The sequence below is a fragment of the Acinetobacter venetianus RAG-1 = CIP 110063 genome (genome assembly GCF_000368585.1).
Taxonomy (GTDB): domain Bacteria; phylum Pseudomonadota; class Gammaproteobacteria; order Pseudomonadales; family Moraxellaceae; genus Acinetobacter; species Acinetobacter venetianus.
The window spans coordinates 1,840,307-1,862,130 of the sequence record NZ_KB849558.1 but is presented as its reverse complement, the minus strand read 5'-3'; the positions used below and the strand labels follow the sequence as shown (position 1 = coordinate 1,862,130).

Annotated in this window: 21 protein-coding genes; 18 read left to right on the top strand and 3 right to left on the bottom strand. The window is 41.9% G+C overall.

The window, feature by feature from the left end; translation table 11 throughout:
• The first annotated feature begins 46 nt into the window (after nucleotides 1-46).
• From nuoC to F959_RS14200, 14 genes are all read left to right on the top strand, one after another.
• Complete coding sequence (nuoC, locus tag F959_RS14265) at nucleotides 47-1,834, top strand: NADH-quinone oxidoreductase subunit C/D (RefSeq protein WP_004881333.1); 1,788 nt, start codon at nucleotides 47-49, stop codon at nucleotides 1,832-1,834.
• A 12-nt stretch (nucleotides 1,835-1,846) separates the two neighbouring features.
• Complete coding sequence (gene nuoE, locus F959_RS14260) at nucleotides 1,847-2,356, top strand: NADH-quinone oxidoreductase subunit NuoE (protein WP_004881330.1); 510 nt, start codon at nucleotides 1,847-1,849, stop codon at nucleotides 2,354-2,356.
• Nucleotides 2,353-3,678 (top strand): NADH-quinone oxidoreductase subunit NuoF, encoded by a 1,326-nt coding sequence (nuoF, locus tag F959_RS14255; protein ID WP_004881327.1) that lies wholly within the window; start codon nucleotides 2,353-2,355, stop codon nucleotides 3,676-3,678. The genes nuoE and nuoF overlap by 4 nt, the downstream gene beginning before the upstream one ends.
• An 11-nt stretch (nucleotides 3,679-3,689) precedes the next feature.
• Nucleotides 3,690-6,374, top strand: a complete 2,685-nt coding sequence (gene nuoG, locus F959_RS14250) for an NADH-quinone oxidoreductase subunit NuoG (protein ID WP_004881326.1) — start codon at nucleotides 3,690-3,692, stop codon at nucleotides 6,372-6,374.
• Between the two features lie 3 nt (nucleotides 6,375-6,377).
• On the top strand, nucleotides 6,378-7,394 hold the full coding sequence (gene nuoH / locus F959_RS14245) for an NADH-quinone oxidoreductase subunit NuoH (protein WP_004881324.1): 1,017 nt from the start codon (nucleotides 6,378-6,380) through the stop codon (nucleotides 7,392-7,394).
• Between the two features lie 18 nt (nucleotides 7,395-7,412).
• Complete coding sequence (gene nuoI / locus F959_RS14240; protein WP_004881322.1) at nucleotides 7,413-7,955, top strand: NADH-quinone oxidoreductase subunit NuoI; 543 nt, start codon at nucleotides 7,413-7,415, stop codon at nucleotides 7,953-7,955.
• Nucleotides 7,955-8,473 carry an NADH-quinone oxidoreductase subunit J gene (gene nuoJ, locus F959_RS14235; RefSeq protein WP_017196614.1) on the top strand — a complete coding sequence of 173 codons (519 nt, stop codon included), beginning with the start codon at nucleotides 7,955-7,957 and terminating at the stop codon, nucleotides 8,471-8,473. Before nuoI ends, nuoJ begins: the two co-directional genes overlap by 1 nt.
• Entirely contained in the window at nucleotides 8,473-8,781 is a 309-nt protein-coding gene (nuoK, locus tag F959_RS14230; protein WP_004881318.1) for an NADH-quinone oxidoreductase subunit NuoK, read from the top strand. Before nuoJ ends, nuoK begins: the two co-directional genes overlap by 1 nt.
• Nucleotides 8,778-10,673, top strand: coding sequence for an NADH-quinone oxidoreductase subunit L (gene nuoL, locus F959_RS14225; RefSeq protein ID WP_004881317.1), 1,896 nt, complete (start codon nucleotides 8,778-8,780; stop codon nucleotides 10,671-10,673). Before nuoK ends, nuoL begins: the two co-directional genes overlap by 4 nt.
• A 1-nt stretch (nucleotide 10,674) precedes the next feature.
• The gene (gene nuoM / locus F959_RS14220) at nucleotides 10,675-12,273 is read left to right on the top strand and encodes an NADH-quinone oxidoreductase subunit M (RefSeq protein ID WP_004881315.1); all 1,599 of its coding nucleotides are present in this window, start codon (nucleotides 10,675-10,677) and stop codon (nucleotides 12,271-12,273) included.
• A gap of 3 nt (nucleotides 12,274-12,276) precedes the next feature.
• Nucleotides 12,277-13,773, top strand: coding sequence for an NADH-quinone oxidoreductase subunit NuoN (gene nuoN / locus F959_RS14215; protein WP_004881314.1), 1,497 nt, complete (start codon nucleotides 12,277-12,279; stop codon nucleotides 13,771-13,773).
• A 107-nt stretch (nucleotides 13,774-13,880) separates the two neighbouring features.
• Nucleotides 13,881-14,516: a uracil phosphoribosyltransferase gene (gene upp / locus F959_RS14210; protein ID WP_004881312.1), complete on the top strand. Its 636-nt coding sequence runs from the start codon at nucleotides 13,881-13,883 to the stop codon at nucleotides 14,514-14,516.
• 118 nt (nucleotides 14,517-14,634) lie between these two features.
• Nucleotides 14,635-14,928 carry a cold shock domain-containing protein gene (locus F959_RS14205; protein ID WP_004881310.1) on the top strand — a complete coding sequence of 98 codons (294 nt, stop codon included), beginning with the start codon at nucleotides 14,635-14,637 and terminating at the stop codon, nucleotides 14,926-14,928.
• Between the two features lie 84 nt (nucleotides 14,929-15,012).
• Nucleotides 15,013-15,717, top strand: coding sequence for a cold shock domain-containing protein (locus F959_RS14200; protein ID WP_004881309.1), 705 nt, complete (start codon nucleotides 15,013-15,015; stop codon nucleotides 15,715-15,717).
• A 12-nt stretch (nucleotides 15,718-15,729) separates the two neighbouring features.
• On the opposite strand, the gene gigC is transcribed toward F959_RS14200, so the two are convergent.
• The gene (gigC, locus tag F959_RS14195; RefSeq protein ID WP_004881307.1) at nucleotides 15,730-16,614 is read right to left on the bottom strand and encodes a LysR family transcriptional regulator GigC; all 885 of its coding nucleotides are present in this window, start codon (nucleotides 16,612-16,614) and stop codon (nucleotides 15,730-15,732) included.
• Between the two features lie 84 nt (nucleotides 16,615-16,698).
• On the opposite strand from gigC, the gene F959_RS14190 reads away from it, so the two are divergent.
• On the top strand, nucleotides 16,699-17,460 hold the full coding sequence (locus F959_RS14190) for a ferredoxin--NADP reductase (RefSeq protein WP_004881305.1): 762 nt from the start codon (nucleotides 16,699-16,701) through the stop codon (nucleotides 17,458-17,460).
• 45 nt (nucleotides 17,461-17,505) lie between these two features.
• Here the strand turns inward: F959_RS14190 and F959_RS14185 are convergent, their stop codons facing one another.
• Nucleotides 17,506-17,928: a hypothetical protein gene (locus F959_RS14185; protein ID WP_017196615.1), complete on the bottom strand. Its 423-nt coding sequence runs from the start codon at nucleotides 17,926-17,928 to the stop codon at nucleotides 17,506-17,508.
• Nucleotides 17,929-18,136: 208 nt separating this feature from the next.
• Here F959_RS14185 and F959_RS14180 point away from each other — a divergent pair, with 208 nt between their 5' ends.
• The 3 genes from F959_RS14180 to F959_RS14170 all read left to right on the top strand — a co-directional run bounded on the left by F959_RS14180 (nucleotide 18,137) and on the right by F959_RS14170 (nucleotide 20,552).
• Nucleotides 18,137-18,337 carry a hypothetical protein gene (locus F959_RS14180; protein WP_004881301.1) on the top strand — a complete coding sequence of 67 codons (201 nt, stop codon included), beginning with the start codon at nucleotides 18,137-18,139 and terminating at the stop codon, nucleotides 18,335-18,337.
• Between the two features lie 228 nt (nucleotides 18,338-18,565).
• Nucleotides 18,566-20,128 (top strand): mechanosensitive ion channel, encoded by a 1,563-nt coding sequence (locus tag F959_RS14175; RefSeq protein WP_004881298.1) that lies wholly within the window; start codon nucleotides 18,566-18,568, stop codon nucleotides 20,126-20,128.
• Nucleotides 20,129-20,372: 244 nt separating this feature from the next.
• A complete protein-coding gene (locus F959_RS14170; RefSeq protein ID WP_004881297.1) occupies nucleotides 20,373-20,552 on the top strand; it encodes a hypothetical protein in 180 nt (59 codons plus the stop codon).
• A gap of 32 nt (nucleotides 20,553-20,584) precedes the next feature.
• On the opposite strand, the gene F959_RS14165 is transcribed toward F959_RS14170, so the two are convergent.
• Nucleotides 20,585-21,781: a BaiN/RdsA family NAD(P)/FAD-dependent oxidoreductase gene (locus F959_RS14165; RefSeq protein WP_004881295.1), complete on the bottom strand. Its 1,197-nt coding sequence runs from the start codon at nucleotides 21,779-21,781 to the stop codon at nucleotides 20,585-20,587.
• Between the last annotated feature and the right edge of the window lie 43 nt (nucleotides 21,782-21,824).

The following is a 21,824-nucleotide window of genomic DNA, read 5'->3' as shown; positions in this document are numbered from 1 at the left end:
CATCGAAAAAATTGCCAGAATTTGTATTAAATAGGAAGCCAAGCCAATGGCTGAAACTGACATTGCTATGCCAGAATCAACGCAAGTTGATTCACGCCCAGCATTTGCAATCGTAGAAGAGCTCAAAACCAAATTTGGTGAGAATTTCTACGTGCAGGCGACTTTTGAAGAGTTTCCAACAGTCTGGGTTGAGCGCGCACGCGTGCAAGAAGTCCTCATGTTCCTCCGTAAAGTGGAACGTCCTTATGTGATGTTGTTTGACTTGTCTGCGGTTGATGAGCGTTTACGTGTTCATCGTGACGGGTTACCAGCATCTGACTTCACTGTGTTCTATCATTTATTATCGTTAGAGCGTAATAGTGACATTCGTATTAAAGTTGCATTGAATGAAAATGATTTAAGCATTCCAACTGCAACTAACATTTGGCCAAATGCCAACTGGTACGAACGTGAAGCATACGATATGTTCGGTATTGATTTCGCAGGGCATCCAATGCTCCGTCGTATCTTGCTACCAACTTATTGGGAAGGTCATCCTTTACGTAAAGAATATTCTGCGCGTGCGACAGAATATACCCCGTATATGCAAGACCAAGCGAAGCAAGATTTCGAACAAGAACATTTACGCTTTGTGCCAGAAGACTGGGGTCTAAAACGCGGGAACGATGACGAAGACTTCATGTTCTTGAACTTAGGTCCTAACCACCCATCTGCACATGGTGCGTTCCGTATCGTTTTACAGCTGGATGGCGAAGAAGTTAAAGACTGTGTGCCTGATATTGGTTATCACCACCGTGGCGTGGAAAAGATGGCTGAACGTCAAACATGGCATTCATTCATTCCTTATACGGATCGTGTCGACTACCTTGGTGGTTGTGCGCAAAACATGCCATATGTTATGGCTGTTGAGCAGCTTGCAGGGATTAAAGTACCTGAGCGTGCACAAGTGATTCGTGTCATGTTGAACGAGCTATTCCGTATCAACAACCATTTACTTTACTGTGGTACAGCAATTCAGGATGCGGGTGGTATGACCCCTGTATTCTACATGTTCGCTGACCGTCAAAAAGTCTATGACATCGTTGAAGCGATTACGGGTTACCGTATGCACCCAGCATGGTTCCGTATCGGTGGTACAGCACACGACCTTCCAAATAACTGGCAAAAGTTAGTTAAGGAACTGTTGGAGTGGATGCCGAAACGCTTGAATGAGTACTATACCGCTGCGCTTAAAAACTCAGTATTTATTGGTCGTACCCGCAATGTTGCGCAATACGATGCAAAATCTGCGTTGGCATGGGGTATTACAGGTACTGGTTTACGTGCGACAGGTATTGATTTTGATGTTCGTAAATATCGTCCATACAGTGGCTATGAAAACTTCGACTTTGATGTTCCAGTGGAATATGAAGGCGATGCTTATGCACGTGTCTTGGTTCACTTCCGTGAAATTACTGAATCATTAAAAATCATTCAGCAGTGTTTGGATAATATGCCTTCTGGTCCATATAAAGCGGATCACCCATTGGCAGTTCCACCACCGAAAGACAAGACATTACAAGATATTGAAACCTTGATTACGCACTTCTTAAGCGTGTCATGGGGCCCTGTAATGCCTGCGGGTGAAGCATCATTTATGACTGAAGTGGTGAAAGGGGCAAGTACGTATTACCTCACATCAGATAAGTCAACAATGAGCTATCGTACCCGTATTCGTACACCAACGTTCACACACTTACAGCAAATTCCTTCCGTGATTAACGGCAGCTTGGTATCTGACTTGATCATTTACTTAGCAACCATTGACGTGGTTATGGCTGATGTGGATCGCTAGGGATAAACGATTATGATGATTTTGACTGATAAAAAACCACGTGTGAATGTTGAAGGAATTTTGACTGCTGACGAAATTCATGAAATTGAACATCACATTGGTCACTATCCGTACCCACGCGCAGCCTCTTTGGATGCATTGAAGTGTGTACAACGCCGGAATGGTTGGGTAGATGATGCACAAATGAATGCAATTGCGCAGTTGTTGACTATGAGCGTGGCGGATCTTGAAGGTGTTGCAACCTTCTATAACCGTATCTACCGTCAACCAGTTGGCCGCCATGTAATTCTATTGTGTGACTCAATTGCATGCTTCTTGATGGGTGCAGAAACTTTAGCTGAAGCATTTCAGCGTGAGTTGGGTATCCAGTATGGACAAACCACAGCAGATGGTCGTTTTACCTTGCTCCCAATTTGCTGCCTAGGCAACTGTGACAAAGGTCCAACGTTAATGATTGATGAGGATACGCATGGTCTTGTAGACGTATCATCAGTTAAACAGTTATTGGAGAAGTATGTATGAATACTGAACCAAAACCAATTTATGGCGACGGTAATCCAGAAACTCATCCGCTGACTTGGCGTTTGAGCAAACAAGAACACGTTCGCGCTGCTGATGACTACGAAGCACTTGAAGGTTATGCTGGCTTTAAAAAAGCCTTGAGCATGCCACCAAAAGACGTGCTTGAAGTCATTAAAGCTGCAACGGTCAAAGGTCGTGGTGGTGCAGGTTTCCCAGCAGGGATTAAATGGTCATTGATGGCACCAAATGATGGTGGTCCACGCTATTTGATCTGTAATGCCGATGAAATGGAACCAGGTACTTTTAAAGACCGTTTGTTGATGGAAAAACTTCCTCATCAATTGATCGAAGGCATGCTGATTGCAGGTTATACCTTAGAAGCAACTCAAGGTTACATCTTCATTCGTGGTGAATATGTTGAAGCCGCTCAATATTTAAATGAAGCATTAGAGCAAATCCGTGCCAAAGGTTACTTGGGTGACAACATCCTTGGAACAGGCTGGAACTTCGATATGCATGTTCACACAGGTGCTGGTCGTTATATCTGTGGTGAAGAAACGGCATTAATCAACTCATTGGAAGGCCGTCGTGCGAACCCTCGTACTAAACCACCATTCCCGCAAGTTGCAGGAGCATGGGGTCGCCCAACGATTGTAAACAACGTTGAGACCTACAATAACTTGCCTGCAATTATGTTGCGTGGTCCAGAGTGGTACATCAACTTATCAGCACATAAATCTAAAGACCCAGGTACTAAGATTTACGGTGCTTCTGGCAAAGTAAAATTCCCAGGACTTTGGGAACTGCCTTTTGGTACAACTGCGCGCGAAGTGATTGAAGATCATGCGGGCGGTATGCGTGACGGTTTAACGTTGAAAGCATGGTTACCAGGTGGTGCATCAACAGATTTCTTAGCGGCTGAACATATTGACTTGCCTATGGATGCGGAAAGCATCATGAAAGCAGGTTCACGTCTAGGTACGTGTTTGTTGATGGTTGTTGATGAAACTCAATGTATGGTTTCTGCTACACGTAATTTAGAAGAATTCTTTGCGCGTGAATCTTGTGGTTTCTGTACACCATGCCGTGATGGTTTACCTTGGGCAGTGAAAGCGCTTAAAGCACTCGAAACAGGCGAAGGTAAGAAGGAAGATATCGACCATTTACAAGAACTGACTCGTAAATTATGGATCGGTAAAACTTTCTGTGCTCACGCACCAGGTGCGATGGAGCCGCTTATGGGCGCACTTAAATATTTCCGTAGCGAGTTTGAGGCAAAGGTTAAAACCCATGCTCCAGCTCTAGACGTAGAACAAGCTTAAGGAATTCGACTATGGCTACAATTCATGTCGATGGAAAATCGTATGAAGTCAACGGCTCAGAAAACTTGCTACAAGCATGTCTTAGCCTTGGCATCGACATCCCGTATTTTTGTTGGCACCCATCCTTAGGTTCTGTTGGTTCTTGTCGTCAATGTGCGGTGACTCAGTATGCAAATCCTGAGGACACACGTGGACGTTTGGTGATGTCATGTATGACACCCGCTGCTGACAATACCTATATCTCGATTGAAGACAAAGAAGCAACGGATTTCCGTGCGTCGATCGTTGAATTCTTGATGACGAATCACCCACACGACTGTCCAGTGTGTGAAGAAGGTGGTCACTGTCATTTACAAGATATGACGGTAATGACTCAGCACGACCGTCGTCGCTATCGCTTTACCAAACGTACTCACTATAACCAAGAGTTAGGTTCGTTCATTGCGCATGAGATGAACCGTTGTATCGCTTGCTACCGTTGTGTGCGTTACTACAAAGACTATGCGGGTGGTACGGACTTTGGTGTATATGCCAATGCTTCACGTGTTTACTTTGGTCGTCCAGAATCAGGTACTTTAGAATCTGAATTCTCTGGTAACTTGACTGAAGTTTGCCCAACAGGCGTATTCACTGATAAAACACATTCAGCACGTTATAACCGTAAGTGGGATATGCAATATGCACCAAGCGTATGTCATGGTTGTTCTTCGGGTTGTAACATCTCTCCGGGTGAACGCTATGGTGAAATCCGTCGTGTTGAAAACCGTTTCAATGGCTCTGTAAACCAATACTTCCTTTGTGATAAAGGTCGTTTCGGTGTGGGTTATGTCAACCGTGAAGATCGTCCACGTCAACCACAATTCCGTAATGGTGAAACTGTTGCGAATGTGACTGTGGATCAAGCACTTGATCAAGTGATTGCACAGCTTCAAGGTAAGAAAGTATTAGGTATTGGTTCTCCACGCGCAAGCTTGGAATCAAACTACGCACTTCGCGAATTGGTTGGGCAAGACAACTACTCAACAGGGATGTCTCAAAAAGAGCAGAACTTGGCTGAGTTAGCTGCATCAATCATGCAAACGCAGGGTATTTACAACCCGAACATGCGTGAAATTGAAAGCTATGATGCCGTGTTGATCTTGGGTGAAGATTTAACTCAAACTGCGCCACGTATGGCTTTATCTGTTCGCCAAGCTGCGAAAAATAAAGCCAAAGAAATGGCGGCTGCAACACGTACGCCAGACTGGTTAGCTGAACCTGTACAACGTATTGGTCAAGATGCAAAATCTCCAATTTATATCCTTGCGGCTACGCAAACTCGTTTAGCAGATGTAGCAACGGGTGAAGTGGTTGCATCTCCAAATGATATTGCTCGTTTAGGTTTTGCTGTTGCTGCTGCGGTTAAAGGTGAGTCACTTGCTGGCCTAGCTGATGATGCAAAAGTATTTGCTCAAACCATAGCGGATACGTTGAAAGCTGCTAAAAAGCCATTGATTATCTCTGGTACAAGCTTACAAGATCCAGCGATTATGGAAGCAGCTGCACAAGTTGCACAGAATCTAGGTGAAAATGCGGGCTTGTCATTGACTGTTCCTGAAGTGAACACAATGGGCTTAGCATTGTTCGGTGGTTTAAGCCTAGAACAAGCTTTTGCACAAGATTATGATGCAGTCATTGTTGTAGAAAATGACTTAACGCGTCGTTTGCCAGTTGCTCAAGTTCAAGCTGCATTTGATAAAGCTCAAACTGTGATCGTTTTGGATCATAGTGAAACTGAGACTTTGAAACTTGCTGATATCGTACTTTCTGCTGCAAGCTTTGCTGAAGGTGATGGTACTGTTGTGAGCCAAGAAGGCCGTGCGCAACGTTTCTATCAAGTGTATGACCCAAGCTATTACAAGCCTGAATATGCGATCAAAGAATCATGGCGCTGGTTACATGCCGTTGAGACGGGTCTTAAAGGCAAAGCAGTCGATTGGACATTGTTGGACGATGTCATTGAAGACATCGTGAAAAATGTTCCTGTGCTTGCTGCAATTGAAGATGTTGCTCCAGATGCTGGTTATCGTATTCACGGTTTGAAAATTGCACGTGAACCACGCCGTTATTCTGGCCGTACAGCAATTCGTGCGCCTTTATCGATTCATGAACCAAAACAACCGACTGATCCAGATTCAGCATTAACGTTCTCTATGGAAGGTTATGTGGGTAATCAGACAGCATCTTCATTAGTACCATTCGCATGGTCTGCGGGTTGGAACTCTCCTCAAGCTTGGAACAAATACCAAGATGAGGTGGGTGGTCACTTAAAAGGTGGTGATTCAGGTGTACGTCTATTTGATCGCTTAGCAAAACGTCCTGCACGTAGCTATGTAGCACCGTCGGCTGTTGTTGTGAATCCTGAAAGCTTCCGTCTTGTACCAATGCACCATATTTTTGGTTCTGGCGAATTCACCATTAAAACACCTGCGATGGAATCTCGTATCCCTGAAGCAATGTTTGCGGTGGGTGAACAAGATGCGACACGTTTAAATGTTAAAGATGGTCAACGAATTACAGTTCAAGCGGGCGAAACTAGCATTAGTTTACCTGTGCAAGTGATTGAATATTTACCAACAGGCTATATTGGTTATCCAATTGGTTTAGCACCAACAGTTTCATTGGCAGAGCCAGTATCTGTGGCGGTAGGAGTGTAATTCATGAATCAAGAAATTATACGTCAAACGCCACTTTGGGCTGAAAATTGGCCAATTGCTTATTCAGTGATTCAAGCCATTGTGATCTTGCTTGTGGTGGTTTTGGTTGCTGCTTTGATGTCATTCATTGAGCGTCGTCTGTTAGCATTATGGCAAGACCGTTACGGTCCGAACCGTGTTGGCCCGGGTGGTATGTTCCAGATCGTTGCCGACATGCTCAAGATCATGTTTAAAGAAGACTGGACACCAAAGTTTGCTGACAAGCTCACTTTCCGTTTAGCACCAGCAGTTGCGATGGCAACTGCGGTACTCTCATTCATGGTCATCCCAGTGAGTCCTACACTAGGTGTTGCTGATATGAGTATCGGCCTATTGTTCTTTATGGCAATGGCGGGTATCGCAGTCTATGCGGTGTTATTTGGTGGTTGGTCTTCAAACAACAAATACTCATTACTTGGTGGTCTTCGTTCGGCTGCTCAAACCATTTCTTATGAAGTGTTCTTGGGTATCTCGTTGATGGGTGTGGTTGCAATCGCAGGTTCATTTAACCTTCGTGAAATCGTTGAAGCACAACGTGATATGTGGTTCATCATTCCGCAATTCTTAGGTTTCTTAATCTTCGTGGTTGCTGGTGTTGCTGTGACTCACCGTCATCCATTTGACCAACCAGAAGCTGAGCAAGAGTTGGCCGAAGGTTACCATGTTGAATATGGTGGTATGAAGTGGGGGATGTTCTTCGTTGCGGAATACGTCAACGTTGTTTTGATCTCAGCTTTGATCGTGACTTTATTCTTCGGCGGATGGCTTGCACCATTTAACTTAGAAATTCCATTTGTTCCACCAGTATTCTGGTTCGTGATTAAAACAGCATTCTTTGTAATGATGTTTGTCTTGGCGCGTGGTTCGTTAATGCGTCCTCGTTATGATCAAGTCATGAACTTTGGTTGGAAAGTGTGTTTGCCATTGGCGTTGGTCAACTTGTTGGTGACTGGTGCTGTGATTCTGATGAATCAGGCCTAGGACAGCAGGGAGTACAAAATGTATAAAATTCTAGCTGGATTCGGATCGATTGTTCGTTCGTTATGGATGGTGTTTAGCCATGTAACGCGTAAACGTGACACGATTTTATATCCAGAAGTACCGGCTGAACAAATTGTTCCACCACGCTATCGTGGTCGCATTATCTTAACGCGTGATCCTGATGGTGAAGAGCGTTGTGTGGCATGTAACCTTTGTGCGGTTGCTTGCCCAGTTGGCTGTATTTCATTACAAAAAGCGGAAAAAGAAGATGGACGTTGGTATCCAGAGTTTTTCCGCATTAACTTCTCACGCTGCATTTTCTGCGGTATGTGTGAAGAAGCATGTCCAACAACTGCAATTCAGCTCACACCAGATTTCGAACTTGGTGAATATGTACGTCAAGACTTAGTTTATGAGAAAGAAAACTTACTTATCTCTGGACCGGGTAAATATCCTGACTACAACTTCTACCGTGTAACAGGTATGGCGGTTAGCGGTAAAGAAAAAGGTCAAGCACAGAAAGAAAGTGCACCAGTTGATGTACGGAGCTTATTACCATGATGTGGCCATTTTATTTGATGGCGCTCGTGGCCATCGTTTCAACAGTTCGTGTTGTAACCAATACGAATCCAGTGCATGCACTTTTAAGTTTGATCGTTTCACTTCTTGCTGTTGCTGGTATTTTCATGATCGTGGGCGCGCCGTTTGCGGCTGCGCTTGAGATCATTGTTTATGCTGGTGCGATCATGGTTTTGTTCGTCTTCGTTGTCATGATGTTGAATCTTGGACAAGATACGATTGAACAAGAAAGCAAATGGTTGTCTTCGGATGCTTGGGCTTATCCAGCAATGTTGAGCTTTATTTTAGGCTTAATTTTGGTATGGATGCTAGGCGGTGAATACACCACAATTTCTGCACCTATGGGTACAGAAATTGTTGGGCCTAAAGCAGTCGGCCAAGCACTATTTACTCACTATCTATTATTGGTAGAAGTTGCCGCGATGTTATTGCTTGCAGCACTTGTTGCAGCATTCCACTTAGGCAAACGTGAACCAGGTGCAGAAGAGGATAAAGAATAATGGGACACATCCCTTTAGAACATGGTTTGATCGTTGCGACCATCCTTTTTGCACTGGGTTTTTACGGTGTAATGGTACGACGTAACTTTTTATTTATGCTTATGAGCCTCGAAGTGATGATGAATGCTGCTGCGTTAGCATTTGTTTTAGCGGGTAGCGTTTGGGCGCAGCCAGATGGACAAATCATGTTCATCTTGATTCTGACGCTTGCTGCTGCAGAGGCGTGTATCGGTCTTGCGATCGTCCTTCAGTTTTATCATCGCTTCCATCACTTGGATGTGGATGCTGCTAGTGAGATGCGCGGATGAGTACATTATATTTAACCGTTTTATTTCCGCTCATTGGTTTTATCCTGTTAGCGGCAGGGCGTGACAAACTCTCTGAAAATGTTGCCGCTATTATTGGTGTGGGTACAGTTGGTTTATCTGCTCTATTTGCTTTAATTGCAGGTATTGCATTTACCAACAGCGGCGAAGCAGTGTTTGTTCAACACCTTTGGACTTGGTTCAGTGTTGGCGGTTTTGAGCCAGGTATCAGTTTACACTTGGATGGTTTGTCATTACTCATGACAGGCATGATCACAGGTGTGGGTTTCCTGATTCATATTTTCGCATCATGGTATATGCGTGGTGAAGAAGGTTATGCGCGTTTCTTCTCTTATTTCAACCTATTCGTTGCCAGCATGTTGTTGTTGGTATTGGGTGATAACTTAGCGTTATTGTTCTTAGGTTGGGAAGGTGTTGGTCTGTGCTCATATCTGTTGATTGGTTTCTACTACTCTAACCCTGCAAATGGTTGGGCAGCAATCAAAGCATTTACAGTAACACGTGTGGGTGACGTATTTTTACTCATCGCATTGTTCTTGCTCTATCAACAATTTGGTACGTTGAATACACAGTACATCGTTGAAAATGCAGCAACTGTAATGACGCAAAGCTCATCATTGTCGATCTGGACAGCATTGATGTTGTTCTTAGGTGCGGCGGGTAAATCAGCGCAAATTCCATTACAAACTTGGTTAGCTGATGCGATGGCTGGTCCTACACCAGTATCTGCATTGATCCATGCTGCAACAATGGTTACAGCGGGTGTGTACTTATGCTGCCGTATGTTCTCTGTGATGGAAATGGCGCCAGAAGTAATGCAGTTCATCTCGATTACAGGTGCTGTGACTTTACTGGTTGCTGGTTTTGCGGCATTGGTGCAAACCGATATCAAACGTATCTTGGCATACTCAACTATGAGTCAGCTCGGTTATATGTTCATGGCTGTGGGTGCTGAAGCGTACCAAGCTGGTTTGTTCCATATGTTGGCTCATGCATTCTTCAAAGCGTTATTGTTCCTTTCTTCAGGTGCAGTGATTTTGGCATGTCATCACGAACAAAACATTTTCAAAATGGGTGGATTACGTCATAAGATTCCATTCGTATTCTGGTGTTTTGTGATCGGTGGTGGTGCATTAGCCGCGCTTCCAATCGTGACTGTTGGCTTCTTCTCTAAAGATGCGATCTTGGGTGCCGTATATGCACAGTCTACAATTGCAAATCTTCCACTTTACAATACTTTGTACTGGTTTGGTGTTGCAGGTGCATTCTTAACGTCTATCTATACTTTCCGTTTAATCTGGGTGGTATTCTTCGGCGAAGAAAAAACCCATGCACATGCCATTCATGGCGTGACTTACTGGGCACCGCTTGCGATTCTTGCTGTGTTATCAACAGGAATTGGCTATTTCCTTCAAGCGCCAGTTGCAAAATTATTGACGACTGCAAGTATTCCAAGTTTTGTTGTTCCTGAAACATTAGAAGCTGCTGTTGCACATGCTGAGCATTTAGCAAGTGGTATTGCACTTGCTGGTTTAGCGGTTGGTATTTTCTTATTTGCCTTTGCTTATGGTGCGGTTAAATCTTTTGCTCAAACGTCATTGGGTTCTGGTTTAGCACATATCTGCCGTACAGCATTTGGTTTTGATGCTTTGTATGACATCGTATTTGTAAAACCTTATTTATTGATTGCTAAAATCTTAGGTCGTGATCCAGTTGATGGTTTATGGCTGGTGCTTCCTGCAATCGTGAAAGGTGGAAATAGCTTTACAAGTTCACGTCAGACAGGTTCATTACGTGAATACGCATCAAGCATGTCACTCGGTGTAGTGGTGTTATTGATGATCTTGATCGTTATTCAGGTTGTGGGGAAATAAAATGGAAAACAATTTAATTTTACCCGCACTGATTTTAGTTCCTTTCATTGCTGGTTTTATTTGTTGGTTGGTTGATAAATTCGACCAACAACTACCACGTTGGATTGCCTTAATCGGTATGCTCATTACCTTTGGTTTGGGCATTGCACTTTGGCAAAGCGGTACATATAGCTACGAGTTGGGCGGTAAAGTCCCAACTTGGGCAGCAGAATTCCATCTTCCTTGGATTCAAACTCTCGGTATTAGCATTCACTTAGCGGTGGATGGTTTATCTCTTCTTATGGTGCTCCTCACTGCATTACTTGGTGTGCTTGCAGTTGGTTGTTCATGGGGCGAGATCCAAAAGAATGTTGGGTTCTTCCACTTAAACCTCCTTTGGAGTTTAGGTGGGGTAATCGGTGTATTCTTGGCGATTGACTTATTCTTGTTCTTCTTCTTCTGGGAGATGATGCTTGTACCAATCTACTTCTTGATTGCGTTATGGGGTCATAAGGGTTCGAATGGTCGTTCACGTGTTTACGCTGCTACCAAATTCTTCTTATATACTCAAATCGCTGGTTTGATCATGTTGATTGGTATCTTAGGACTTGTTGTCTATGGATACATGATGACAGGTATGATCGGCTTTGATTACAACTATTTATTAGCTGTTGCGAACCACTTACCACCTGAAGTTGCTTATGCATTCATGCTGTGTTTCTTCATTGGTTTTGCGGTGAAATTACCAGTATTCCCATTACACGGTTGGTTGCCTGATGCGCACGCGCAAGCACCAACAGCGGGTTCTGTGGATTTAGCAGGTATTTTGATTAAAACGGCTGCGTATGGTTTGCTTCGTTTCGTTATTCCATTCTTCCCAGCAGCATCAGCACAATTTGCGGATATCGCAATTATTCTGGGCTTGATTGGTATTTTCTACGGTGCATTCTTAGCGTACCAACAAACAGATATGAAACGCTTACTTGCGTACACGTCTATTTCGCACATGGGTTTCATTTTACTTGCTATCTACGCAGGTAATATACTGACTTTCCAAGGTTTAATGATCATGATGTTGGCACATGGCTTGTCATCTGCGGCATTGTTCATTATGTCGGGTCAAGTTTATGAGCGTTTACATACACGTGATTTACGCTTGATGGGCGGTTTACGTGGTCAGCTTCAATACTTACCATTCTTCTTGATGTTCTTTGTTGCAGCACTTGTTGGTGTACCAGGTCTAGGTAACTTTATCGGTGAATTCCTGATTCTTATGGGTTCATTCAAAGCTTACCCAGCTTTCACTATCATTGCAGCAGTGAGCTTGGTATTTGCGGGTCTTTATGGTCTGATTCTGATTCACAAAGCATTGTTTGGTGAGCCGAATCCAGAACAAAAGCAGCACTATACAAGTCCATTGAAAGATTTATCAGCGCGTGAAGTTGGTATTTTGATGATCTGTGTGATCGGTCTAGTTTGGTTAGGTATTTACCCACAAACATTCTTGGATATGTCTCATTCAAGCATGCAATGGTTAGTAAATAGTTATATGCCAGTACAAGAAGTTGTTGAAACTGTTCAACAGGCTGCAACTCAACTTGAACATGTGGAGATGCAATAAATCATGAACTTCACAATTTCTTTTTCTGAGCTAATGCCTCTTGCTCCAGTAATGATTGTGGCATTGACTGCAATTGTTGTGATGTTGTTGACTGCGATCAAACGTAATCACAATCTTATCGCGACAACTTCAGTGGTAGGTTTAAACCTCGCTGCAATTTATATCGCATACACTGCATATACAGGACATTTCGCACCTGTAAATGTTATGGGCATGTTTATGGTTGATCCATTTACCATGCTCTATCAATTCTTGATTTTGATTGCTGCATTAGCGTGCTGTACCTTGTCACACGCTTATATTGAGACCTATAAAGAAAACCGCGAAGAACTTTACATCTTGCTACTGTCTTCAGTAGTAGGTGCAATGTTATTGGTGGCAAGCTCTCACTATGCGGCTTTTTTCATCAGCTTAGAGTTGATGTCTATTCCTGTATACGGCATGTTGGCGTACACGTATCAACGTAGTCAGTCTTTGGAAGCAGGGATTAAATATCTTGTACTTTCAGCAACGGCCTCTGCAATGTTGCTCATGGGTATGGCATATATCTATGCGTACACAGGTTCATTGTCATTCTATGATTCTGTTCAAGCGTTGATGACTGCGATTAAACAGCCAATGGTGTTATTAGGCTTAGGCTTAATCATCTTTGCAGTTGCATTTAAACTTTCACTTGCACCATTCCATAAATGGACGCCAGATGTATATGCAGGTGCGCCAGCACCAATGGCGACATTCTTGGCAACGGCTGCAAAAGTTGCAACGATTGGCCTGTTTGTACGTTACTTATTAACTTCAGGTGCGATCTTAGTTGAATCGCTAGTTACTGTGTTAATCGTGATTGCAGTGTTATCGATCTTGGTGGGTAACTTACTTGCTGTGCGTCAAGTGAACTTAAAACGTATTTTAGGTTATTCATCAATTGCACACTTTGGTTATTTACTGATTGCATTACTCAGCATGACTTATGCAAGCCTAGGTAGTGTAACTGTTTATGTGATCACTTATGTATTAACGACAATTGGTGCATTCGGTGCAGTTGCTTTAATGTCGAGTCCATACAACAACGTTGATGAGGCTGAAAGCCTTGCAGACTACCGTGGTTTGTTCTGGCGCCGTCCGATTTTAACTGCAACGCTTACTGTGATGATGTTGTCTTTAGCGGGTATTCCACTAACAGCAGGCTTCATTGGTAAGTTCCTCGTCGTTATGGCTGCGGTGACAACACAACACTGGTTCTTAGCTGCAATGATCGTGGTGGGTAGTGGTATCGGTTTATACTACTATTTACGTGTAATGGTTGTGATGTATATGACACCACCAGACGTACCACGTATTGATGCTGATGCACATTGGGGTACTAAAGTAGGCGGTATCATGGTATTAGGTGCTGCATTGCTTGTGTTATTCCTAGGTATCTATCCTGATCCAATGATTAACTTAGCATTGAAGGCAGAGATTCTTTCTCCATTGCATTTTATGTTGTCACAACAACAGTAATTATCTGATTTGTACAAAAAAGCCTCCAAAAATTGGGGGCTTTTTTATTGAAGAGTAAAAAAACACTTTATAATAGCCAAAGATTAACATTACCTAGGTACCCACTCGTGTCTATCCAAGAAATTCGTCATCCGCTTATTCGCCATAAACTTGGTCTATTACGTCGTTCAGACATTAGTACCAAGAACTTTCGTGAGTTAGCGCAAGAAGTCACGATGTTATTGACCTATGAAGCAACAAAGGATCTTCCTGTTGTTGATCATGAAATTGATGGATGGGCAGGGAAAGTTTCAACTCAACGTATCGCAGGAAAAAAAATCACCATTGTACCGATTCTTCGTGCTGGTATTGGCATGCTAGAAGGGGTGCTGAACTTGATCCCAAGTGCTAAAGTCAGTGTTTTGGGCTTAGAGCGTGACGAAGAAACTTTAGAAGTTCGTACCTACTATAAAAAATTAGTCCCTGATGTTGCGAATCGTATTGCCATGATTATTGATCCAATGTTGGCGACTGGTAACTCTCTAATCGCGGCGATTGACGTTTTAAAAGCAAGCGGTTGTAAGGATATTCGTGTGATGGTTCTTGTTGCTGCACCTGAAGGAATTGCAAAAGTAGAAGCCGCACATCCTGATGTACGCATTTATACAGCTTCAATCGATCAAGGCTTAAATGAAGATGGCTATATCGTGCCTGGTTTAGGTGATGCTGGCGATAAGATTTTTGGTAGCGTCCAAAAAGATTAATTTTTAAAAATAAATAAAAGAGACAAGATCTTGTCATAAATTTTATGAGAGATCTAAAGTCTCTTTTTTTATTTTCTATATACTATGAATATCGGTTTTTAAAAGTAGGGTAAACGTCATGAAACAAGATTTTTATCAAGGCAAAGTAAAACAATATAATCCTGACAAGGGTTTTGGTTTTATAGGTACAACTGAGGGTGATGTCTTTTTTCATATTTCAGATTTCCCTGCGGAAGAAGGTGAGCCTAAGCGCAATGAAAAAGTGAAATTTGCTGTAGTAGAAAATCAAGGTAAGTTTAAAGCGATTCAGATTGAGCGTGTTGATCCAAATCCAGCAAAAACCAAGAAAACTCAAATCTCAAATCATAATAAAGCGATTACATCGGAATTATTATCAAATTTTAGACGTTGATTTTCATTGAAATATCATGGAAAAAGAGGCTTTTTAGCCTCTTTTTTATTAGAATAGTATCAATATAAAAATAGAGTGTGAAAGATGTTTCTTGAGGGAAAAATTAAAAAATACAATACAGAAAGAGGTTTTGGCTTTATTGACGTTGATGGTGATCACGCTGATGTTTTCTTCCATATTAAAGATTTTCCTAAAACAGCAGGCGAACCTAAGATTGGTGAAAAGCTAAAGTTTTTGATTGTTGAGGATAATGGAAAATTTAAAGCGGCAAATATTGTACGCTTGGATTTGAAGACAGTTAGTACAAACTATCCAAATTATTCTGATAATGGAGCAAGTGATTCAAAGCTGATGTTAAAACCTACTCAGAGTAGTAAAAAGGGGCTGACATTTACCATCGTTGGTCTTATTATCATTGCGATTTTAGCAAGGCTCGTTTTCCAAAAGTATCAAACTTTTCAACAAGCCAAAGCATTGAAAACGGCTCAATTAATTGAAGAGCAAAAAAGAATAGTTGAGCAACAACGAGAAGCAGTGGGTGAGCTGCCTGAAGTTAAACTCTCGGAAAAGACGGAACACGCTTTGAAAGCACCATCAACTCCGCAAGTACAAACGTATAATGCATCGCCTGTAACTGCAACTCAAAAATTTAGTTGTGATGGACGACAGCACTGTTCACAAATGAGGTCGCTTGAGGAAGCTCGATGGTTTGTTAGAAACTGTCCGAATACTAAAATGGATGGTGATAATGACGGAGAACCGTGTGAAAATGATTCTCGTTGGAGATAAAAAAGATCAGGTTTAAACCTGATCTTCACAAAACTGTAGAAATGCTTTTAGGCCTGGACCTTGATATTTTTGACGATGTACTAGCATAAAGAGTGGGCGAGTAAGTTGCCAAAAAGGTGTATCTAAAATAACAAGTTGTCCTTTTTCAGCTAAAGGTTCTATAGCGAGTCTGGATACACACGACATGCCTAAACCACCAGCAACGATCTTTAAAATAGCTTCGTTATGACCAAGTGTTAAACGGATATTTGCGTCAGGTAGGTCTTGCAAAATCGCGTTATCAAATACTTCTCGCGTACCTGAACCTTCTTCACGTAAAATCCATTCAACATCATGGAAATCAGTGGGTGTGATTGGGCGATTTAATTGCGCTAATGGGTGTTCAGGTGCACAACACACAGCTAACTCGTCATCTCGCCAATGAATGCACTGTAATTGTGGTAAATGGCATGAACCTTCGATTAATGCTAAATCAAGTTGGAATTGATTAACCGCTTCAATCATTTGGCGGGTATTACCGACTTGTAACTGTAGATGTGCTTGTGGATGGCGCTGTAAGAAATCAGCCATCAGATCAGGCATTAAATAATCACTGATGGTGAGTGTCGCACCAAGACGTAAATCAATACTTTGCAATTCACCTTTAGCTGCTTGCTCGAATGATTCACAACGACCTAAAATTTCTAAAGCTTGCGGGAGTAGGAAGCGTCCTAAATCATTGAGTTGTAGGCGTTTGCCTAAACGATCAAACAAAGGTGCACCAAGACCATCTTCTAAATCAGCTAAGGCCATACTTGCCGCACTTTGGGTGAGTCGGACAGCATCACTAGCTTTGGTTACGGTTCCTTCCTGAGCGACCGCCACAAAAACAGCCAATTGGCGTAAGGTCATGCGCATGTTAAATAGCCTTAATGTTTTGAGTATCCATCAATTATTCGATCATGCTAACATGAGCTTACTGTTTCGTGCCACGTTCAAATCATGTCAATTGAAAAATTTAGCGTAGAAAAAGTTTTATCTGTACACCGTTGGACTCACAATCTTTTTAGCTTCACGATGACCCGCCCAGCACATTTTAAGTTTACTGCGGGGCAGTTTGCCCGTATAGGCTTGATGGTCGAGGGCGAACTAGTGTTGAGAGCTTATTCTGTTGTTTCTTCGCCCTTTGATGAAACCTTAGAGTTCTTCTCAATCGTTGTTCCTGATGGTGCTTTCACTTCGAATTTGCAACACCTCAGTGTTGGCGATGAACTTTATCTTGAAAAAATATCTTATGGCTATTTAACATTGGCGCGTTATCAGCAACCGTTACCGCAAGATTTATGGTTACTGGCCACAGGGACGGGTTTAGCGCCATTTCTATCTATGTTGCAAGATTTTGAGACGTGGACTAAATATCAGCATATCAATTTAGTCTATAGCGTGCGTACAGCCTCAGAGTTGGCTTACGTTGAGCGGATTCAGGAAATTGCTGAAATGTTTGGTGAAGGACATTCAGGATTCAAATTTATTCCGATCATTACGCGTGATCCAAATGCAGCACTACATGATCGCTTACCGATTCTGATTGCAAATGGTGAATTAGAAAAGTCTGTAAGCTTAGCACTCGATCCTGAAACTAGTCATGTGATGCTCTGTGGTAATCCTCAAATGGTGGAGGATACCAAAGAGGCGCTTAAACAACGCGGTTTAACCATGAATCGTCGTGGTGAAGGGAATATCGCAGTAGAGAATTATTGGTAATGAACTAGCGCTAAGGCTGCTATAGGTTAGGGATGATGGATATGTTTAATGAACAAACATATCCATAAATTCACGGATTTCTTGAATGGCGGTATCAACGTCAGTCGTGAGCCAAGTCGGTTCAAATAAACCAATATAATGTTCTAACCGTTCTTGTGGAACAACCAAACGCACAGGACAGTCTTCTTCAAGTAAACGCCAAGGAAGAATCGGCACTTCATTGTCTAAAAATGGCTGTACATTGCGAATATCAACGATCATCGCGTTGATACAATCAGGTAGTGGCATCACAGAAAACTCTTCTGTACGACGACGGAAATATTCTAGATCTCCCCACTTTAATATATAGCTCGGTTTATTAAACTCGATAATACCAATCAAATGTTCATCACGGGTGTGATGCAAAAAACATTGATGTGTAACATCAGTGTCTAAATCAAGAGAAACACTTTCTCGGCTGTAGGACATAGAGCAAAACATTAAAGAAACGGCAATCGAACATTATAGCTTATTTTTACTGCATTCTAAAAGCGCCTATATTTTATACAACAATGTAAAAGAGAAAAAGTAGAGTTCTGCAACTGAAACAACGATAGTCCGAAGATTTTTCACACAATGCAACAAAGCCTATTGCTAAGATGATTACGTGAGAAATAAAAGATGAGGGGTTGCTATCATGCATGATTTTAGTAAGCCACATCCTCATGTGGCGAGCAAAGAGGAAATTGCGAAAAAACGGAAATTGCCAGTGTATATGTTAATCATTGTTGGAATATTTCTGATCGCTTTACTTGTTTATATGGTTGCTGACCATTCTGCAAATCCAACTGCACAAGTGATGATGTCACATTTGCAGTCGGCATTATTGAATGCTTAGCCAATCATACTTTCAGACCATTTAAATTGATTTGAAAGCTCATTGGTGTGAACTGGTGGGCTTTTTTGCTTATTTTTGAGTGCTTTTTGTTGTATTAGTGCTGCCATTTATTGATTGATAAATAGACAAAAACTAAGGTTTAGGCATCCATAATTCTTGTTATTCGTTCAAAGAATAATCGTGGGTAGCTGGGTTTTACTTTAAAACACGACATAAGGATAAAAACATATGAATGATTTTTTTGGTGGTCCATCTCAGAGAGGGGGATTTGATGCAATGTATTATTGGGATCAATTTCATCCGATTTTAGCGGCAGTTGTAATCTTACTGTTAGGTTGGATTATTGCTTTAGTTGTTGCCGCTGGCGTGAAGAAGCTATTACAAAAACTTGATACCAATCATAAATTGTCGTCGGCTACAGGCCATCCTTCAAACATTGAAAATCTAATCTCAAAACTGGTGTTTTGGTTCGTTATGATTCTCGCTGTCGTTGGAGCATTAAACGTATTAAATATTAGTGGTGTAAGTGACCCATTCAGTAATATGGTCGGGCGAGTGCTTGCCTATATACCAAATCTATTGGCTGCTGTTGCTGTTGGTTTTGTTGGTTGGATTATTGCTCGTCTCGTGAGAGTTGGATTGACCAATGTATTGGCTAAAACGGACTTGGATGAAAAACTAAGTAGTGAAGTTGGTGTCAGTTCGCTGAGTAGTAATATTGGCGAGATTTTCTATTGGTTAGTGTTGCTATTATTCTTGCCAATTGTGCTTTCTATTCTCGGCTTAACAGGTTTATTGATCCCTGTTCAAAACATGGTCAATGAGGCAATTGCTTTTGTTCCTAACTTATTCATCACAGGCGTAATTATTTTTGTCGGATATATTCTTGCAAAAATTGTACGCGGTATTGTTGAGGGCTTAACCAATAGTTTGGGGCTGCAAGCACAAGCTGAGAAAATTGGATTATTTAAAAGCTCAAGCGTATCTAAGTTCTTAGGTTCTTTTGTTTTCGCGATCATTATTATCACGACGTTAATCGTTGCATTTGAAGCATTGGGTATAGAAGCTATTTCTCAACCAGCAACTGCAATGTTGAATGAGATCATGCATGCGATACCACAAATTATTGCTGCTGGTTTGATTTTAATCGTAGCGTATGTGGTTTCCCGTTTTGTTGGACGCTTAGTGGCTGAGTTAATTTCGGGTGCAGGCGTTGATGAAATTCCAATGAAATTGGATTTACAACGTTTCCTTGGTCAAACACGCGTTTCGGATATTGTTGGCTATTTGATTGTTTTCTTCACAATGCTATTTGCTGTTTCAGAAGCTGCAAATCGTCTTGGACTTGAGCAGGTGAGTGTACTCATCGCAATGTTTATCCATTTCGGTGCAAATATCTTGCTTGGTGCTGTGATTTTAGTGATTGGTTTCTGGTTAGCAAACATTGTTGCAAACGTGGTTCAGCGTGGTGAATACAATAGTTCTCGTTGGTTGGGAAATCTAGTTCGTATCTTGATCATGGGCTTAGTGATTGCGATGGGTTTAAAAGCCATGGGCATTGCAGACTCTATCGTCAATTTAGCATTTGGTTTAACGTTAGGTTCGGTTGCAGTCGCGTTCGCACTGGCATTCGGTCTAGGTGGTCGTCAGCCTGCTGAGCGTTTGTTAGGTGATTTGTTGGACAAAGCGAAAGCTGAAGGAAAACAGCCTAATCCGCTGAAACAGAATGAAATGACATCGAGTGTAAACCCGACATCTACACCGCCGTCGTCGCCATATTCTGATGAATAGTAAAAATAATCTTTGATTTTTTTAATCAATTCGACCACTCTAAGCAGGGTGGTCGTTTTGTTTGTATACGCGCTATTGGTCACTATTGGGTATTGCGACAAGGCAGTTAAGTGACATTTTATTCAGATATAAAGCAATTTTTTTGAGTGTTAAATGTCTAGAAAGAAAAACTTGACCTAAAATGCAATTCATTTATAGATAAAGTATCAATAGTCTCTAAATAAAAAGTCTATAGGAGAATTAAATGAAGAAGCCTAACCGCGTATTTGCGCCAATTATTATTGCTGGAATTACTGTTGGCTTTTTAGCTAGTGCTTATAAATTTGTGGTTGCTAAATCCAGTCCAAGCAAAGAGAAGACGGTTTCGAATGCACAGCAAGCACCTTCTTCAGAGGCGGCCAATTCTTCAGATCACCATAGTTAAATCCATCATAATCTGCCGAATCGACACTGGAATTAAACGAATTGAGCAGCAGCTTGTGCGGATGACCATGCCCATTGGAAGTTATATCCGCCTAAATGACCTGTCACATCCAGTACTTCGCCGACAAAATATAAGCCTTTCTGTTTTTTGCTTTCCATCGTTTTGGATGATACTTCGCTGGTATCGACACCACCTAGTGTGACTTCGGCTGTTCGATAGCCTTCAGTACCAGATGGTTTTACTGAAAATGCATGAAGTTGTGTTGCAATGTGTTCAAGCTGAGCATCGCTAATATTGCTGATCGCGGTTTCGCTTTGTTCTGCCCAAATCAGTTGCTGTAATTCTAAGACAATACTTTTCGCAGTGAATTCATTCAATAAAGTCCTGAGTAGAACTTTAGGTTGCGCTTTTTTCTTTTCTTTAAAAAATTCAGTTAAATCTTGGCTTGGGAAGAAGTCAATTTTAAAACTTTCACCGACATGCCAATAGTTAGACAGTTGCAATGAACTTGGCCCACTTAAACCACGATGTGTAAAGAGTAGGGCTTCGGTGAATTGATGACGGTCATTGATCAACGTTGCATCTAAAGCATTACCACTCAAGCGAGTCGTTACTTCTTTAAACTGATCTGAAAAGGTAAATGGAACTAAACCCGCACGGGTTGGATAAACATGGTGTCCAAACTGTTGTGCAAGCTCGTAGCCAAATCCAGAACCACCCAAAGTTGGAATAGATAAACCGCCAGTCGCGACAACGAGAGATTCACATTGGTAAGTTCCCTGATTGGTATCAATGATAAAACCAGAATCAGCTTTGGGTTGAACATCCTGAACTTCACAATGCGTTTGAATATTCACGTACTTCGCTTTTTCACATTCTGTGAGCAGCATTTCTAGGATTTCTTTTGCACCTTTTAAAGTAAAAAGCTGACCATGCTTACGTTCTTCATATTCGATGCCATATTCGCAAACCATTCCAATGAAGTCCCAATTGGTGTAGCGAGTCAATGCGGAAATTACGAAATGTGGATTTTCTGAAAGATAGTTGGATGGTTCGACATCAAGATTGGTAAAGTTACATTTACCACCACCAGACATCAAAATCTTTTTGCCTACTTTATTGGCTTTTTCGAGTACCACCACGGAGCGCCCACGTTTAGCTGCTTCAGCAGCCAGCATCAAGCCCGATGCACCAGCACCTAAAACGACAACATCCACTTGATGAACCATGAGCAATACTCAATCGAATATGAAAAGCGGGCAATTATAAAAG